Origin of the sequence: Nostoc sp. (genome assembly GCF_036917655.1) — a bacterium.
In the GTDB taxonomy this organism is placed as follows: Bacteria; Cyanobacteriota; Cyanobacteriia; order Cyanobacteriales; family Nostocaceae; genus Nostoc.
Genome location: NZ_JBALCY010000035.1, coordinates 1 through 15,976 on the forward strand (window position 1 = coordinate 1; position 15,976 = coordinate 15,976).

The window sequence follows — 15,976 nt, forward strand, 5'->3', positions numbered from 1 at the left end:
TGCTGTTTAATACCTAAGATTATTCATACTTTTGCTAAGTCTCTGATTAACTCAGCCCTGCTGGGTCATTTTCCATTGCTTAGTCTAAACTCCAGAATCTGGTGTAGAACAAGTAATTATCATCGGTACAGATTGTTCTGGAGTGAATGCCCAGATTTTAGCAACAGCCTTTGAGAAGTTACACGCCTTTGACCTTGTACTTGGCCCTGCGATCGATGCTGGATATTACTTAATTGGTTTGCGCCAACCCATCTCGGAGTTATTCGTTAACATCGAGTGGGGAACTGCTCAAGTATTCCAGAAAACCGTGGACATTGCCCAGAAACTTAATTTATCACGTGTGAACTTGTTTCCTTTAGCTGATGTTGACCGACCGGAGGATCTGCCGATTTGGGAACAAGCCCTTGCAGGGGAAATGGAAAAATGAGGAAGAGAAGGGAGATATAGCGATTTTTGTATGGATGCAAGCCACACTAGCCCTACAAAAGGCCGATATTACGACCGATTGAGAACTGCAATAAGGGAGATCGGGTAATTAATGAGTCTTTTTCTACAGCCCCGCATTAACTTCGTATCTTAAAACACCAGGAATTTCCTGAAGACACTGTAGATAACAAATGTTACTGTGGCCTAGTTGAAAACCAAGAGGCAAATAGCCTTTACCAGTATTGAATCTGTTTTGTGTTTCTACACAAGAGTTACGGTCATGGGCACAATATTCAAGTAGCTTTAAATATGAAAATCACTCGTATTCACCGCCAGTTTGAAAAATTATGGTTAACCGTTTTGCTTCCATGAGTACTGCCCTCACACTTAAGGTAGTTGGAATAATCTGCATTTTGTCCTTTTTCGTTGACTTTTTCATTCTGTTGTTACCCTTTCAACCGACTGATCGGGTATGGCAAATCAACTTGGCAACAGCGCTAGTTGATCGGGGAATTGTTCCTTTAGTAGGATTGGGGCTGCTGTTTGCTGCCTATTGGATTGAAAACGCTGATGCAGGAAGCGATCGCCCCCAAGGTATCGATTTAATATTTCCCGCCGTGATCCTCTCAAGTATTTTAGGGTTGATGTTCTTGCTGATTTTTCCCCTGCACCTCAATAACGTCAATCAAGCTAAGACTCAAACACTCAACCGCATCACCCAAGAAGCAGATCAAGCAGAAACTCAACTGAACACTCGGTTATCGCAATTGCAAGCACAACTAAATACTGAGCAAGGAAAAGCTCAACTAGATCAACTGCGAACCCAAACCAAAGCTCAGTTTAGTGAAATCCTCAAAGATGATCAAAAATATAAGCAAGCACTTGAAAGCTCTCAAATTCCCGCAAATATCAAAGAGTTACTGAAGAAGGCTAAAACAGATCCCCAGGTACTTGACAAAGCTATCGAACAACAAACAGATACTCAGACGCTGCGAACTCAACAACTGAGCCAACTTCGTCAGCGCAGAGACGAAGCAGAGATACAAGCTAAAGATAGTGCTTGGAAGTCTGGACTGCGGGTTGGGATTAGCAGTTTGCTGTTGTCCATTGGTTACATTATCATCGGCTGGACAGGCTTAAGAGGTAGGGGTGCTGTACAAGGTGGTAAACCTAGAGCTACCGCCCGCTAATCCACTATTGGCATGGCAGTAGGACGTATTCAAAAATTATTGACGACTTATGACGACTTATACTGCCATGCGCTTAATAGCTAATAACAATAAAAAAGCAATTATCACTGAGTAAAATCGCTATAAAACTTGGGTAATGTTCTCAATTTACATACTGACATATAACGAAGAGCTAGATATTGCTGCTTGTATCGAATCGGCGATACTATCGGATGACATCATTGTTGTGGATTCATGCAGTAGCGATCGCACTGTGGAAATCGCCAGTCGCTATCCCATCCGCGTCGTCCAACACGCTTTTGAAAGCCACGGACGCCAACGCACCTGGATGTTAGAGTCTATCCCCCCGAAGCACGAATGGGTTTATATTCTCGAAGCTGACGAGCGCATGACACCAGAACTGTTCGCAGAATGCGAAAAGGCAAGTCAGAATCTAGACTACATTGGTTACTACGTGGCTGAACGCGTCATGTTCATGAATCGTTGGATTCGCTACAGCACACAGTATCCCCGTTACCAAATGCGCCTCTTCCGTCACGGTAAAGTGTGGTTTACAGACTATGGTCATACTGAACGGGAAGTTTGTGAGGGCGCAACTAGCTTTTTAAAAGAAACATACCCCCACTACACTTGTAGCAAAGGCTTGAGCCGCTGGATAGACAAGCATAACCGTTATTCTACTGATGAAGCTCAAGAAACGCTGTATCAACTAGAACAGGGAAAGGTCAACTGGCGAGATTTATTCTTTGGCAAATCGGAAGTCGAAAAACGCCGCGCCCTGAAAGATTTGTCTTTGCGTTTACCCGCCAGATCGTTCCTACGGTTTGTATATATGTATTTTATTTTAGGCGGCTGTTTAGATGGACGTGCTGGACTTGCTTGGTGTACATTGCAGGCATTCTACGAATACCTGATTTTGCTCAAAGTCTGGGAAATGAAGTATCTACCAAAACCTAATTTAGACGCAACAGCAATTCTGACACAAGAGAGTCCACAACAGTTGCAGTGCGGGGATTCTGAAACTACACAGGCTGATGCGGCGTAAAGGGGACTGGAGATTAGAAGGATTCCCAGTAAAATCAACAAGCAGCGATCGCTATAATGCGGGCGGGTACGCGATCGCAAAATCAGAATTCAGAAGTAGGGTAGCACAACTGGCTGTGCTACCCGATTGCGTCTAAACGAGAACCACCATAATAAATTAATATTTTTAACAGAACATTTTCATAAAAGCCCTCCTGCTCAAATGTGAGTGACTGACTAGAAAAAATAATTCCTCAGTTTAGCCGGTGGTACTTTCACAATCATGAGCAGCTTTTGATTGAGCGCGGTAGATTAGTAATACCTAAGGACTTGCAACAATCATTTACAAGTCTTAAAAAGAAAAGTAACATCCTCTGAGAATAACCAGTCGCCATCGGATTGGTTGATATCTATGTGTATGCTTGTAGGAAAATAGCTGATTTCCAGCAACAAGTACGTGTTTTTGCGGCAGCAGCCAAGCTGCTAACGTTTTGGACAGTTACTTGCGCTAGAAGCTGCTTCAAGTAAAGCCTTTGCTATTTGACGAATCTGCTGGTATGGATACCAATAACAAAAGTTCCTCTAGCTTAAAACAGGAGAATCGGGGCTTGGTAATCGATCGCCTAAAACAGGACTTAAAAAACGACCTGATTGCTGGTTTGTTGGTAGTAATTCCCTTAGCAACCACTATCTGGCTAACGATTACCATTGCTAATTGGGTAATCAACTTCCTCACCCAAATTCCCAAACAACTGAATCCCTTTGATGGGTTAAACCCCATTTTAGTAAATTTACTGAATTTATTAGTAGGATTAGCTGTACCACTACTGAGTATCTTATTGATGGGCTTGATGGCTCGCAATATTGCTGGGCGGTGGTTGTTAGATTTTGGTGAGCGATTATTACAGGCAATTCCTTTAGCGGGACAGGTATACAAAACTCTCAAACAGCTTTTAGAAACAATACTAAAAGATTCTAATGGCAAGTTTCGCCGGGTAATTTTGGTAGAGTATCCCCGCCGAGGAATTTGGGCGATCGCTTTTGTCACTGGTGCAATCAGCAGCGATATCCAAGCCCAGATGCCTCGCCCCGTGCTAAGTGTTTTTATCCCCACCACACCGAATCCAACTACCGGATGGTACGCAGTCGTTCCTGAAGACGAGGTGGTGAACCTCTCCATGTCGATTGAAGACGCTTTTAAAATAGTTATATCAGGTGGCATTGTCGCCCCCAATAAGCCTTTGGTTTTCCCCAAAGAATCCATACTGGAAGTGAAACACGACGAAATCAAGCAGCAGGTTATTTCCCTTGAAGAAACTTAAAATCAATCTGGCAAAGTTACAAGCAAATGCGTAATGTTGTTGTTTGACGGTGCCAAAATTGATATAATTGTATGTTTGCCCTGCCTAGTTAATCAGTTCTCGTACAATCACCCCTCAGTTTTATGCAACCTCGTAAACCCCAGCAAATTGCTCGTGAATTGGCGCTTTTAAGCCTTAGCCAATTGCCAGTGAACCCAAAGAAATTAGATACATTGACAGACGACCAACTAGTATCCAAGTTGGTGCTAGGAGCAGTACGCACTCTGACCTCAGAAGTGCAAGATACCCTTGATAATGCCGCAGGTGAACTGCAACGTAGTAACGATCGCCTTTTAAGTAGCCAAACTCGGGCCTCCGACCTCAATTCTGCGAGAACAATGCTTCAAGAAGCGATCGCTTGCACCCAGACAGCAATCAATCAGTTGGGTACAGCAATTGATTTCCCAGAATTGATTCAGTTAGCTAATCAGGATAAGGGAGTCCGTAATTACGCTAAAGAGCTTGTGATTACAGTCAACGAAAATCGACACATTATAGATGAACTCCTTTCTACTGCCTTAGTAGATTGGCAAGTAACTCGCCTCGCCCAAATTGACCGCGATATCCTGCAAATCGCCGTGGCAGAAATGAAGTTCTTAGGAGTTCCAGACAGTATCGCCATCAACGAAGCAGTGGAGCTAGCCAAACGCTACAGTGGAGACGACGGTCATCGGTTTATTAACGGTGTTTTGCGCCGAGTCACTGAGCAGAAAAAAACAGCATAGTACCGCTACGTAATTCGTAATTCCTATACTGCCGTGGAGAAAAGTCTGTAGCCGCAGAAGCGGCTTCCTCCGAGCGGAACTTCTCCCTACAGCCCTTCAGGCATCCTACGGCGGGCGCTAGCCTCTCCCAATGTGAGAAGGGGAGACGCTGTAAGAACCGAAGGAAGCCTCTGTTGTACCGATTCTCCTCAAACTGGCGTTGAAAGGTGAGGATAACCCGGAAGTTTTCACCCCAAGAAAAAGTGCAAAGTTAAATTAAACTCATAACTTATAACTTATAACTCATATAACTAATACTGCTGCAATGGTTTTTAATTGGTTCCGTCGTCAATATAACGATTCCTCTGACAGTCCCTCTGATCAGAAACAGGAAGAAACTCCTGCTGTACAAGAACCCCAACCAGAGCCAGCCGAAGCGTCAACACCAACTGCTGAAACTGCACCAGACACAACGGCAGACTTGTTGGCGTTTGCTAAAGCTGCCTACAAAAATATTCAGCAAAAACAACAAGCTGAGGTAGTAGAAACCCCGCCTGATTCAGCAAATACCTCAGCAGAACCTGAAACCACAGAAACGCCAATTGCGGAAATCACTGAACTAGAATCAACTGAGGAACCTGTTAGTACAACCGTAGAAACTGCACAGCCAGAAGTTGTCCAAGTTGCTACTGAGGAAGAGAGTACAGAAGATTCCTCAGTGGCAGCAATTGCTGAAGAGGCAGATGTCGAAAGCCCAGAACTAACGCCAAGTGAAGTTGAACCAACACCCACCGAACCACTAGCTACGCTAGAGGCAACGCAGCCAACAGCACCAGCTAACTTATCCTTCTTAGAACGGGCGGCGGCAGAACGGCAAGCAAAACTGGAACAATTAATAGCCAGCGCCATTGAAGTCCCAGAACCGGAGGTAGTACAGCTAATAGCGCCAACCTCAGAGACAGGAGAGGAAATTCCCGGACTGGTATTTGATGATGGGTTTGTCTGGTCGGCGAAAGTTTTAGCCGCTCAAGGTAGAAATCCAGAAGACGTTTCTATTGAAGAAATTACCTGGCTGAAAAAGCTCCGGCAAGGGTTAGACAAAACTCGCCGAAGTATTCTCAACCAACTGAAGGCGATCGTTGGTCAAGGGCCGCTAAACCTTGCTGCTGTGACGGAAATTGAGGCATTGCTTTTGCAAGCTGATGTGGGTGTAGAGGCGACAGACTTTATTATTAATGCTCTACAGACAAAACTTCGAGAAGAAGTTACTGCACCAGAAGAAGCGATCGCTTACCTGAAAAAAATCCTGCGGGATATGCTGGATGCACCAAGCAAAGCATCCCACAAAACTAGCTTTACCCCAGAAAAAGAAACCTTGAACATTTGGTTAATCACTGGGGTGAATGGTGCCGGTAAAACCACCACTATTGGCAAAATTGCTCACCTGGGACAAAAATCTGGCTATAAATGCTTGATTGGGGCAGCAGACACCTTCCGCGCTGCCGCCGTGGAACAGGTGAAGGTTTGGGGTAGTAGAAGTGGTGTGGAAGTAATTGCCAATCCTGGGAAAAATACAGATCCGGCAGCAGTTGTGTTTGATGCGATCGCTGCCGCCCAAGCGCGTCAAACAGAATTACTTCTGGTAGATACAGCTGGACGACTGCAAAACAAGAAAAATTTAATGGACGAACTCAGCAAAATCCGGCGAATTATCGACAAAAAAGCCCCAAATGCCAAAGTAGAATCACTGTTGGTTCTAGATGCCACTTTAGGTCAAAATGGACTGCGGCAAGCCGAAGTTTTCTCCCAAGCTGCCCAACTGAGTGGCGTTGTCTTAACCAAGCTAGATGGCACCGCCAAAGGCGGCGTTGCCCTTGCCGTTGTGCAACAGCTAGGTTTACCCATTCGCTTTATTGGTGCTGGCGAAGGAATTGAAGACCTACGCCCCTTTTCTAGCTATGAGTTTGTCGAAGCTCTCTTGAGTGGCTAGTTGAAAAATTTAAAGTTAAAAATTTTTCTTGACAAACTGATGAATTTAGGGCTGACTGATCTGGTATTATCACTTGAACTAATTAGAAACAAAATATTGGAAACAGCTCAAGTCCTAAAATCATGAATTTGTCACAATCAATGGGTGACTTTTGCTAAAATTTCAGACTAATGCCCTTTTTGACACCCCGAATGGGCTTTTTAAAGGTAGCAATACCGGCATTGAGTTGTGACACACAAAAGCCCGTAAACTTGCATTTTGCAGTCATTTAAAGAGCAGACGAGATGCTCACCCCCATAAATCTAACAAATTTAGTGGAATGGAGAGCAGTGTGAGCGGTGAGCAGTGGGTTGGAGAGCCAGCAAGGTGAGTCCAACACTGCCCAGAGTTTTGGAGCGGCGGCTACTCTTCTCTACGAGAGGATGTGCCAACGGGAACGCCAAAGGCAAACAAGTCGGGCATTGCCCATCCAACAGAGTGGCTCCCCATAAGTGACTGGCATCGGCTGTGTCAACTTGTTCGCGTTGCGTCTCCCTTTGGGAGAGAAGCAACTGCGTTAGCGAGTCGGGAGAGCTGCACGCTGTACATAACTTACTTAAGAGTAGGAGTACGAGCCTCAGCTGTTTGCCCAGCGCCGACCTCACAAGAAAAGGACGGCTTCCGACCATCAAAACTTCAAAGAATCGTCCACTGTGGACTCAAAAAGCTAATTGGTATAAGTAAGCTGGTTCAACACTCCCAGGTGTATTCTCAGCTCTTACTTGCGAAAGTATCTGCAAATATTTTATGTAATAAATCGAGAGGTTGGAATTCTGATGGTTAAACGACAACACTCTTTCTGGCTTTTGATTTAAAGTTCTTGGAGGATATTTTTTCTAGATTTAGTGTCATCTTTTCTATTCATATCTTACACTTACCAAATGACTCCCACCTAAAATCAATTACAGGTTAATGGTTTAAGTCTGTTACGGCTGACTCAAAAGATTGGGTTATCTCACTTTTATCCCGTTTCAATGGGTTTAAGTTTTGCATATTCAGCAACTCAAAATTCGCAAAACGATAAATTAAAAATGGAAAAGCTCAATCTTGGCGATTATCCCGGTAATTATGGTATACAAATTAAGTATTTGAAGACTTATTTAGATATTCTCAGGTTTGGGAATGAGTGTAAGTCTGTTTTTTACAAAAACCAAGCTCGATTTGAGCGCTTATAGAGGTTTTCACTCAAAAGACTTCTAGTCTCTCTCCTAATTGCCTCTGCCCAAACAGTCACTCTGAAAGCTTTATAAATTATTCTTTTAATAAAGTATTTTTATGACTTTAGAGATATGCTTTGGGAATTAAGTTATGAAAAAATGAAAAGCTTTATGAACTATCACCGAAAGTAGTAATTTTTACGGGTTGGGTTTTGACTAAAAATACATGATTTGAAACTACTAATATTCAATCAAAAATACAATAAGCAAATAAAATACTTATAAAAGTTGTCTGTTACGTCTTTATACTCTTGCTAAAGTGACAAGTCTTGTCTAAAGATGGTTTAGCAATGCCAAAGCCAAAAGATTTATAAGTAATCTAAAATCTGCCAATATAAAGTGCAATAGTACCTGTGCCTGTGTCTCAACTGCCCTCTCAACCCACTGACAACAATAGTAGTGCCGCGACGGATGTCACACCAGTCGTGGCACTCAAAGAACTCGTGGCAAGGTTGCACCGGGAACAGAACAAAATTCAAGATTTGCTAAGTTCTTTAGGATTTGCCCTGAGAAGTTTCAATAATTTGAATCAGTTTTTGGAACTGATCCCGCTGATGGCAACAAGAGTGACAGATGCAGACGGCAGCGCCCTGTTTCTGTACAAACCTAATGGTCAAGTCAGGTTAGAGCAGTTACATTGGCAAGATAGTGGCCAGCGAAAGAATATCCGCAAAGCCCTAGAAATAGCCAGTAGTCAAATCACGCTTATGCCCAATACTGCCCCTCTAGCGAATGCCACGGGGATTTTGGATGACCAGATGCATCGTTATTTGGGGCCAGATGTGCAAATCTTTGGTACGGCGATTCTGGTGAAGCATACAGAACGGGGATGGCTCTACGTCTTGAGCCGCGATCCAGAATATAGTTGGACAGAAACTAGGCAAAAGTTAGTTAGATTAGTAGCAGACCAAACAGCAGTAGCGATCGAAAACGATGAACTAGCTGTAGAACTAAGAAAAAAAGAACGCCTAGACCAAGAACTAGAAATTGGCGCAGAAATTCAACGACGACTTCTGCCACGTCAATGCCCCACAATCCCTGGTGCAGTCCTAGCGGCACGCTGTAAACCTGCGAATCGCGTCGGCGGAGACTACTACGACTTTATTGCTACCAATCACAATAAGATTCAGCCCAAGACCAAAGGCGGCACGGAAACTAGTCGCTGGGGTTTGGTTATTGGAGATGTCATGGGCAAAGGTGTCCCCGCTGGGCTGATTATGACGATGATGCGGGGAATGCTACGAGGAGAAGTGCTACATGGTAATTCCCCAGCAGGAATTTTGCAAAACTTAAATAGAGTTATGTATGCGGATTTGGAAAACTCCCACCGCTTTGTAACGCTATTTTACTCCGAATATAATCCCCATAAGCGAATTTTGTCTTATAGCAATGCGGCACACAATCCTCCTTTATGGTGGCACGCAGCCACGAAAACTGTCAGCCGTTTAGATACTCTAGGAATGTTAATCGGTTTGGATGCTAACAGCCAATATGAAGATGCCCAGGCACAGTTAGAGCCTGGGGATACAATTATTTACTATACAGATGGCTTGACCGATGCTGCTGCTGCTGGTGGCGATCGCTTCGATGAAGACAATTTTGTCGCTAGCTTCAATACGGCTTGCAAGTACTGCAATGGGCCAGAGGAGATTGTGGATTACCTATTTGACCAAGTTCAGCAATTCATCGGTGCTGATAAGCAAAATACTGATGATATGACACTAGTTGTTCTGCAAATTTTATAGTCGTTATTCATTTTGCTTGGTCAAGTCATGAGTCAACAGATTTTGGATTTTAGATTTTGGATTTTGGATTGGTGACAGCCACAAGATGTGGTTAGCGTAGCGGGACTAATTCCGGCGTGAACCTAAAACCGACTTTTCTTCAATCAGCAGTCTAAAATTTAAAATTGGCAGTCAATGCTTAAGCTTATGGTGATTGGGGATTCACCACAGTGATTCTACTAAATTTAATTTTTTATTTATTTTTTCTTTGACTTTCCGTGGCGATCGCCCAAATAGTCGCACATTAACCTTTTTTCAGGATTCATTTGTATTTAGCCTTTAGGATAATACATAAAAAATGATCCTTAGAATACATTTCTGTTCAAGTAAAAACTATATATTTTGCACATCTAGCACAGTAGGAAACGCCAAGGGTGAGACTAGGTAAAAGGTAAAATGTACAAGGTAAAAAGTAAAAGGTAAATTTACTTCTTCATTTTTGCTTTCTTTCTATCCTTGTCACGCAAGCATTTAGCCTGCTCCCTCTTGGCGTTTTTATTTTTCTTTTCTCCGCCGTAGCAATTTCACAACAGCTACGACGGAGTTTTGCTTTCTTTGTTTCTCAGGTCTAGGCTTGGTTGTTTTAAACTTCCTTGGTATTTAAGTTAATAACCTTCATTTAATGATTTGTCAATATATTTCTGAAAAGATTTTATTTGAAGAAGTCAGAATTCAGATACCTATTCTTGCGCCCCAGCTTTTTGCAGACTCAGCACCAGATTCTTATAACCATTAAATTCTGCAATCATCAAAGCAGTATAACCACCCCGATTTTTTAAATTCACATCTGCCCCAGCTTGGAGTAATAACTGCACAATTTCGCCATAACCTGCTGAGGCAGCCCACATCAATGATGTTGCCCTCGCTGAGTCTTGAAAATTCACATCTGCCCCCTTTGCCAGCAGCAAATGTATGATCTCTGTGTGCTTGCGTTCGGTTGCCTTGATCAAAGCTGTTTTGCCATCATCCCCCAGAGTGTTGGCATCAGCACCATACTCTAGCAACACTTTCACTGTTTGGGTGTGTCCTTGTGATGCAGCCAACGTCAAAGGTACTTCACCAAGATTTTTCCCATTAATATCTCCCCCAGAATTCAGCAGTGCCTCGACAATTTGGCTATGTCCCTGCAATGCTGCTACAAGCAGTGGCGTATCAGCCAAGTGGTTTCTAATTTGGACATCTGCCCGTTTGTTAAGTAACACTTGCACCACATCAATGTAGCCTTCCACAACGGCAAGATGTAGGGCAGTTTCACCATCTTGATCTTGGAGATTAATCTCGGCACCTCGATCTAGTAAAGCTGCTGCGATCGCACTGTGTCCCGCTGCTGCTGCTGCCGATAGGGCAGTTCCACCATCGGCGTTTTTCATATTCGCATCAGCCCCTGCTGCTAGGAGTGCTTCCACAATCTCCAGATGTCCCAAATCTGCCGCTAATGTTAACAGTGTCTCACCCTCCTCATCTCGGATATTGACATTGACACCAGTTTGGAGAATTGCTTGTAGAACTTCTATTTGTCCCTGCTTAACGGCGATTTTCAATGCAGTATCATCATCTTTATCTGCGATATTCACCTTCGCACCAGCAGCCAATAAGACTCGCACTACATCTACATGGCCTTTGAGTACTGCTGCCATTAAAGCTGTACTGCCATCTTCATTAGTAGCATTGACATCAGCACCTTTGGATAGTAAAAGCTGCACAATGTCAAGCTGTTTGGCACTAGCTGCCAACATCAAAGCCGTCAAACCATAGAGTTTTCTGGGCAAGTTGATATTTGCCCCAGCATCGAGCAGCGATCGCACAATTTCGGTGTAGCCTAAATTGGCAGCAAACATTAACGCCGTCGTACCAAGGCGATCGCACGCGTCCACCAAGGCACCAGCAGCCAGTAGCGCCCACAGCCCCTTAATATCGCCACTTTTAGCAGCTTTTAGCAGCAAAGTATCGTTGTTTTCAGTCATGGATGAAATCCCACACAGGGGTTTTGTTCGTCTACCCTCAAAATTTAGTCTGAGATTCTTTATCCACTTTGGCAAGAGGGTAAAAGAAAATAGTGGGGAGTGGGGAGTGGGGAGTGGGGAGTTTGGAGTTTGGAGTTAGGAGTTAGGAGTTTGGAGTTATAAGAATTCTTCCCCAATGCCCAATTCCCAATGCCCAATGCCCCGACTTCTTTAATTTGTGCAACTTTAAGCACAGAAAATAGAATTATGCTAATTTTTATGAAGATTTAAGAATTAGGCGAGAACACGATGAGTCTGGAACTTTCTGCGTCGGTGAAATATTGGCTAAACTTCATCCATCCGGTGCTCATGTGGGCGCTATTAGCACTCTCAATTTATGCTGCCTATTTGGGATTGCAAGTACAGCGTACCAGAAATGCTCAGGGGGAAGAAAAGAAAGAACTGATTAAAGGTAGATATAACGTCAGACACTACCAAATGGGGTCTATACTTCTAGCTTTGATGGTGGCAGGTGCGATCGGTGCTATGGCTGTCACTTACATCAATAATGGTAAGTTATTTGTCGGGTCTCACCTACTAGCAGGACTGGGTATGATGAGTTTGATTGCATTTTCTGCTGCTTTGTCTCCTTATATGCAGAAAGGAGCAAATTGGGCGCGTGCAACTCACATTTTGCTAAATTTCACGCTTTTGGGACTTTTTGCTTGGCAGGCTGTCACCGGCGTGCAAATTGTCCAAAGAATTCTGACTCAAGCATAGTTAAGTAGTCCTTTGCCATTTGTCAGTTGTCATAAACTAATGACAACTGACTATTAACTCACCGCTTTTGCTTGGAATTGGCACCAAAGGGTATTTCCAAAGATTTATGAAAATCTTCCTGAACTTTGCGAGTTAAGCGGCGGGAGACTTGGCGGACAATTTGGTTAAGTAAGCGATCGCCTGTAGATTGAATTATAGACTTGGGTAAGCGCTGAATAAACCTGGGAAAGTGCAAATAAACCATTAAATCCAATTCCCATTCAACTCTCGTAACCTCGCCAATGCTACTGCAAGCATCGTTTTCTATTAACTGTAGAGATGCCCGATAGTCTACGTCATAACCAGGCGGTTGGTAGTCAGGAATGGGGATTGTACGGATGCGGTAAATACCCTCCTCTGGGGGCAACAATTCCAAACCAATTTTTGGTTCTACATCATAACCAAAAGCACCAAAACGACCAATTACTAAAGCATAGCCATTTTTCCCAAGTGATTGTACCTTCATGGGTTCAGCGCAACGACAAAACCATGAGGCGTGAGCATTAAGATACTCAGCAACCTTCTCTGCTGGGGCAGGCATTTCCATAAAATCTTGATAACGACCGGAAAATTTTGTGAGGGTCGCTACATTTGCTTCTGTTAATCTGTCCTCAGCTTCTTCTTGGCTAGAGGCTACAGGTATAACTGCTTCTGTTATTTCCCAGGATTTATATTCGCCTTTTGTTGAGAGCATAAATGCATTACTGTATACTTTGGCGTTCGTCTATATTAATAGTTCCCCACGTGCCTGGGTGATTTCGCACTAAGATAACATTTTGACCGAAACCTCATTAATCTGCCATCAACTCCATAGAATTACTAAAATAAAGAACTGAACAAGCACACAATAGTTTCCCAGGATAGCATTTCTCATGAAAGCATTTGTAGCAGGGGCAACGGGTGAAACAGGTCGCCGGATTGTGCAAGAATTGATAGCGCGGAATATTCCCGTCCGAGCCTTGGTGCGGGATATTGAGAAAGCTAGGGGTATTCTGTCTCCTGAAGCCGAATTGGTAGTAGGCGACGTGTTACAACCAGAAAGTCTGACTGCGACGTTGGGAGATAGCACAGTTTTGTTGGTTGCGACTGGTGCAAAACCTAGTTTTGACCCCACTGGCCCCTATAAAGTAGATTTTGAAGGGACTAAAAATTTAGTAGAAGCTGCCAAAGTAAAGGGAATTGAGCATTTTGTCTTAGTTTCTTCTTTATGTACTTCGCAGTTATTCCATCCACTGAACTTGTTTTGGCTGATTTTGCTGTGGAAAAAGCAAGCTGAAGAGTACATCCAGAAAAGTGGTCTTACCTATACGATTGTGCGGCCTGGTGGGTTGAAGAATGAAGATAACCTCGACGCGATCGTGATGCAGAGTGCTGATACACTGTTCGACGGTAGCATCCCCAGGCAGAAAGTTGCCCAAGTTGCTGTTGAGGCGCTGTTTGAAGCCGATGCACGCAATAAAATTGTCGAAATTGTTGCCAAACCGGAAGCAGCCTCAAAAAGCTTTAAGGAGCTATTTCAACAGTGCTGATATCCTAGAGGATTCTATTCTCCAAAATGATCGGCTCACATCTTCATGGAAAAGCGATACCTACGCCTGGCGTAGCTGCGGCACTTTGTCAAGTAGCTTGCTTCATCTAAATTGAGCGCCCTTTATTCCACTTTCCAAAGCGATCGCTCCATCCTACACCCAAAACGTAGGGTTAAAGCGCATTGCTCATACGGCGCTTTACCCCTACGCTCATTCACGAGAGACAAGCGATCGCTCTCTTATTACATTCATCTTCACAAAGAGCGATCCAAAATCACTTTTATTGTGGGAAGTACTCACTATTAAAAATATCTTCAGGAATAAAAGGGCATTGTTCTGGAAAAATCTCAGGAGATAAACCTGTTTTTTGAATTGCTTGCCTTCTGGCTTTGATATAAACTGCACCTAAGCAGTTAAGAGAGTAATTATAAAGTGTTTTGGAACGAAAATAAAATTCTAGCTCATCACGAAAATTAGTTGTTTCTATTTGCCAGCCTCGTTGACAACCTTCTTTTTCAGTTTCCCAATAACGATAAAGTAAAAGATGAATTAATAATTGTTTTAAAGAACTTTCGACTTTTCGTCTTTGTTCAATTCCCAAAGCTTCAATTTCTTCTGATAAATGTTGCCAATCAAGATTTTCAATATCTTTATTTTCTAATTGTTTAAGTGTTGTTTCTACCCATAAATAATAATCTTCGTCGTAAAGGGTAGGTTCAACAGATTTTAATATTTCTGTTGTCATAGCTAATCGCTGGGAAAATCAACTATCTAATTATAACATAGGTAGGCATAGCTCTTTATCCTTCATCAACAAAAAGCGATCGCCTTAAGTTTCAGCCTATCATCAATAACAATTAATGTGATTTTGAGGAGGATGATTTGATTGGATCATTTTTTTACCTTATGGCAAAAAAATCGTTATGAAATCGTCAAAGTTCTAAACAACAGAATAAAATTCTCGGTTATTAAGATTACCTGTAATTATGAGTTATATTTTCGATATATCTCTTTTTCAAGTTCAAGTTTTTTTCATCTATCCGTAATTATCATATCTTCTTCTTCACCGTATTCGTCTGGGATAAAAGGCATGAGTTGATATAGTTCTGATTTACAGCACTCAGGAATAACGGATATCATGTAACTAACAATCAGGTGTGAACTTTACTGGAATAAGTTCGTCGATGATTTTTGTTAGCAAAGAGAGCGAATTTGAAGGAGTTGGACTCTGAAAGGCTTTGAATTCAAAGGTGTTGAAAAACTTATTGGGCCAATAGCCGCGCTTCTCGGCTTTGTGTATTTGTTGCAATGGTATATTGGAGACTTGCGATCGCCTTCCGATCCCATCTTTGAAGATAAACAGCCGCCTTTGGTAATGAAACAGGGCGACCCCTATATCCGTGCTTTAATGCGAACCATCTCAGCGAGTGAGGCTAGTGGGAAGCGTCCCTATTCGCTGTTGTATGGTGGACAGCAAGTCAACGACCTCAGCCGACATCCTGAGATATGCGTCACAATTGTTACAGGCCCCAACACAGGTAATTGTTCCACCGCTGCTGGCAGATATCAAATTATCAACATTACTTGGTATCGTTTAGCCCCCCGTTATCACCCAAAGCCGATGCAAATGATGTTTTGGACTGCTTATAGTTTTGAACCAGAATATCAAGATGTAGTAGTTTACCGTTGGTTAAGTGATTCTAAAGTTTGGGGAACTGATCTTTCGCAACTGTTGCGTCAGGGAAAGTTAAATGATGTTTTGCGGCGACTCTCTCCCACTTGGACAAGTCTGGGATACGGTATAGAAACTAATTATGTTAGTAGTTCTTTGCCTAAGGTTTATCAAAAAATGTTGCAAGAGGAATTGACCGCAGTTAAGCAACGAACAGCCCCGAATTTGAAACCATCCCCAACTCCTTCCAGTAAGCCAGTAAAGAAGCAGTGAGATTAT

13 protein-coding genes and 1 pseudogene are annotated in these 15,976 nt (G+C 43.0%); 10 read left to right on the forward strand and 4 right to left on the reverse strand.

Annotated elements, in window-relative coordinates; genetic code table 11:
• Positions 1–94: 94 nt before the first annotated feature.
• The 6 genes and pseudogenes from V7K30_RS14850 to ftsY all read left to right on the forward strand — a co-directional run.
• Positions 95–427 (forward strand): annotated as a pseudogene (locus tag V7K30_RS14850) (TIGR04282 family arsenosugar biosynthesis glycosyltransferase); the annotation flags it as partial.
• Between the two features lie 346 nt (positions 428–773).
• A complete protein-coding gene (hpsJ-B, locus tag V7K30_RS14855) occupies positions 774–1,616 on the forward strand; it encodes a hormogonium polysaccharide biosynthesis protein HpsJ (RefSeq protein ID WP_335000380.1) in 843 nt (280 codons plus the stop codon).
• A gap of 136 nt (positions 1,617–1,752) precedes the next feature.
• Entirely contained in the window at positions 1,753–2,661 is a 909-nt protein-coding gene (locus V7K30_RS14860) for a glycosyltransferase family 2 protein (protein WP_335000382.1), read from the forward strand.
• A 535-nt stretch (positions 2,662–3,196) separates the two neighbouring features.
• Entirely contained in the window at positions 3,197–3,961 is a 765-nt protein-coding gene (locus V7K30_RS14865; protein WP_335000384.1) for a DUF502 domain-containing protein, read from the forward strand.
• 122 nt (positions 3,962–4,083) lie between these two features.
• Positions 4,084–4,725, forward strand: a complete 642-nt coding sequence (nusB, locus tag V7K30_RS14870; protein WP_335000386.1) for a transcription antitermination factor NusB — start codon at positions 4,084–4,086, stop codon at positions 4,723–4,725.
• Positions 4,726–5,029: 304 nt separating this feature from the next.
• A complete protein-coding gene (gene ftsY / locus V7K30_RS14875) occupies positions 5,030–6,694 on the forward strand; it encodes a signal recognition particle-docking protein FtsY (protein ID WP_335000388.1) in 1,665 nt (554 codons plus the stop codon).
• A 311-nt stretch (positions 6,695–7,005) separates the two neighbouring features.
• On the opposite strand, the gene V7K30_RS14880 is transcribed toward ftsY, so the two are convergent.
• Entirely contained in the window at positions 7,006–7,245 is a 240-nt protein-coding gene (locus tag V7K30_RS14880; RefSeq protein ID WP_335000389.1) for a hypothetical protein, read from the reverse strand.
• Positions 7,246–8,303: 1,058 nt separating this feature from the next.
• Between V7K30_RS14880 and V7K30_RS14885 the strand changes: the two genes are divergently transcribed.
• Positions 8,304–9,695 carry a PP2C family protein-serine/threonine phosphatase gene (locus V7K30_RS14885; RefSeq protein ID WP_335000391.1) on the forward strand — a complete coding sequence of 464 codons (1,392 nt, stop codon included), beginning with the start codon at positions 8,304–8,306 and terminating at the stop codon, positions 9,693–9,695.
• 719 nt (positions 9,696–10,414) lie between these two features.
• Here V7K30_RS14885 and V7K30_RS14890 read toward each other — a convergent pair.
• Positions 10,415–11,698 carry an ankyrin repeat domain-containing protein gene (locus tag V7K30_RS14890; protein ID WP_335000393.1) on the reverse strand — a complete coding sequence of 428 codons (1,284 nt, stop codon included), beginning with the start codon at positions 11,696–11,698 and terminating at the stop codon, positions 10,415–10,417.
• Between the two features lie 288 nt (positions 11,699–11,986).
• Here V7K30_RS14890 and V7K30_RS14895 point away from each other — a divergent pair, with 288 nt between their 5' ends.
• The gene (locus V7K30_RS14895; RefSeq protein WP_335000395.1) at positions 11,987–12,457 is read left to right on the forward strand and encodes a DUF4079 domain-containing protein; all 471 of its coding nucleotides are present in this window, start codon (positions 11,987–11,989) and stop codon (positions 12,455–12,457) included.
• 58 nt (positions 12,458–12,515) lie between these two features.
• Here V7K30_RS14895 and V7K30_RS14900 read toward each other — a convergent pair whose 3' ends face one another.
• Positions 12,516–13,190, reverse strand: a complete 675-nt coding sequence (locus tag V7K30_RS14900) for a DUF1997 domain-containing protein (protein ID WP_335000397.1) — start codon at positions 13,188–13,190, stop codon at positions 12,516–12,518.
• Positions 13,191–13,368: 178 nt separating this feature from the next.
• On the opposite strand from V7K30_RS14900, the gene V7K30_RS14905 reads away from it, so the two are divergent.
• The gene (locus V7K30_RS14905; protein ID WP_335000399.1) at positions 13,369–14,025 is read left to right on the forward strand and encodes an NAD(P)H-binding protein; all 657 of its coding nucleotides are present in this window, start codon (positions 13,369–13,371) and stop codon (positions 14,023–14,025) included.
• A 280-nt stretch (positions 14,026–14,305) separates the two neighbouring features.
• Here V7K30_RS14905 and V7K30_RS14910 read toward each other — a convergent pair whose 3' ends face one another.
• A complete protein-coding gene (locus V7K30_RS14910; RefSeq protein ID WP_335000401.1) occupies positions 14,306–14,770 on the reverse strand; it encodes a DUF29 domain-containing protein in 465 nt (154 codons plus the stop codon).
• A gap of 549 nt (positions 14,771–15,319) precedes the next feature.
• Between V7K30_RS14910 and V7K30_RS14915 the strand changes: the two genes are divergently transcribed.
• The gene (locus tag V7K30_RS14915) at positions 15,320–15,970 is read left to right on the forward strand and encodes a glycoside hydrolase family 24 protein (RefSeq protein ID WP_335000403.1); all 651 of its coding nucleotides are present in this window, start codon (positions 15,320–15,322) and stop codon (positions 15,968–15,970) included.
• Positions 15,971–15,976 lie beyond the last annotated feature (6 nt).

What these genes read in the sequence shown, in the direction of transcription:
- hpsJ-B (WP_335000380.1), top strand. Translation starts at nt 774, where the DNA reads ATGGTTAACCGTTTTGCTTCCATGAGTACTGCCCTCACACTTAAGGTA.
- V7K30_RS14860 (WP_335000382.1), top strand. Translation starts at nt 1,753, where the DNA reads ATGTTCTCAATTTACATACTGACATATAACGAAGAGCTAGATATTGCT.
- V7K30_RS14865 (WP_335000384.1), top strand. Translation starts at nt 3,197, where the DNA reads ATGGATACCAATAACAAAAGTTCCTCTAGCTTAAAACAGGAGAATCGG.
- nusB (WP_335000386.1), top strand. Translation starts at nt 4,084, where the DNA reads ATGCAACCTCGTAAACCCCAGCAAATTGCTCGTGAATTGGCGCTTTTA.
- ftsY (WP_335000388.1), top strand. Translation starts at nt 5,030, where the DNA reads ATGGTTTTTAATTGGTTCCGTCGTCAATATAACGATTCCTCTGACAGT.
- V7K30_RS14890 (WP_335000393.1), bottom strand. Translation starts at nt 11,698, where the DNA reads ATGACTGAAAACAACGATACTTTGCTGCTAAAAGCTGCTAAAAGTGGC.
- V7K30_RS14895 (WP_335000395.1), top strand. Translation starts at nt 11,987, where the DNA reads ATGAGTCTGGAACTTTCTGCGTCGGTGAAATATTGGCTAAACTTCATC.
- V7K30_RS14900 (WP_335000397.1), bottom strand. Translation starts at nt 13,190, where the DNA reads ATGCTCTCAACAAAAGGCGAATATAAATCCTGGGAAATAACAGAAGCA.
- V7K30_RS14905 (WP_335000399.1), top strand. Translation starts at nt 13,369, where the DNA reads ATGAAAGCATTTGTAGCAGGGGCAACGGGTGAAACAGGTCGCCGGATT.
- V7K30_RS14910 (WP_335000401.1), bottom strand. Translation starts at nt 14,770, where the DNA reads ATGACAACAGAAATATTAAAATCTGTTGAACCTACCCTTTACGACGAA.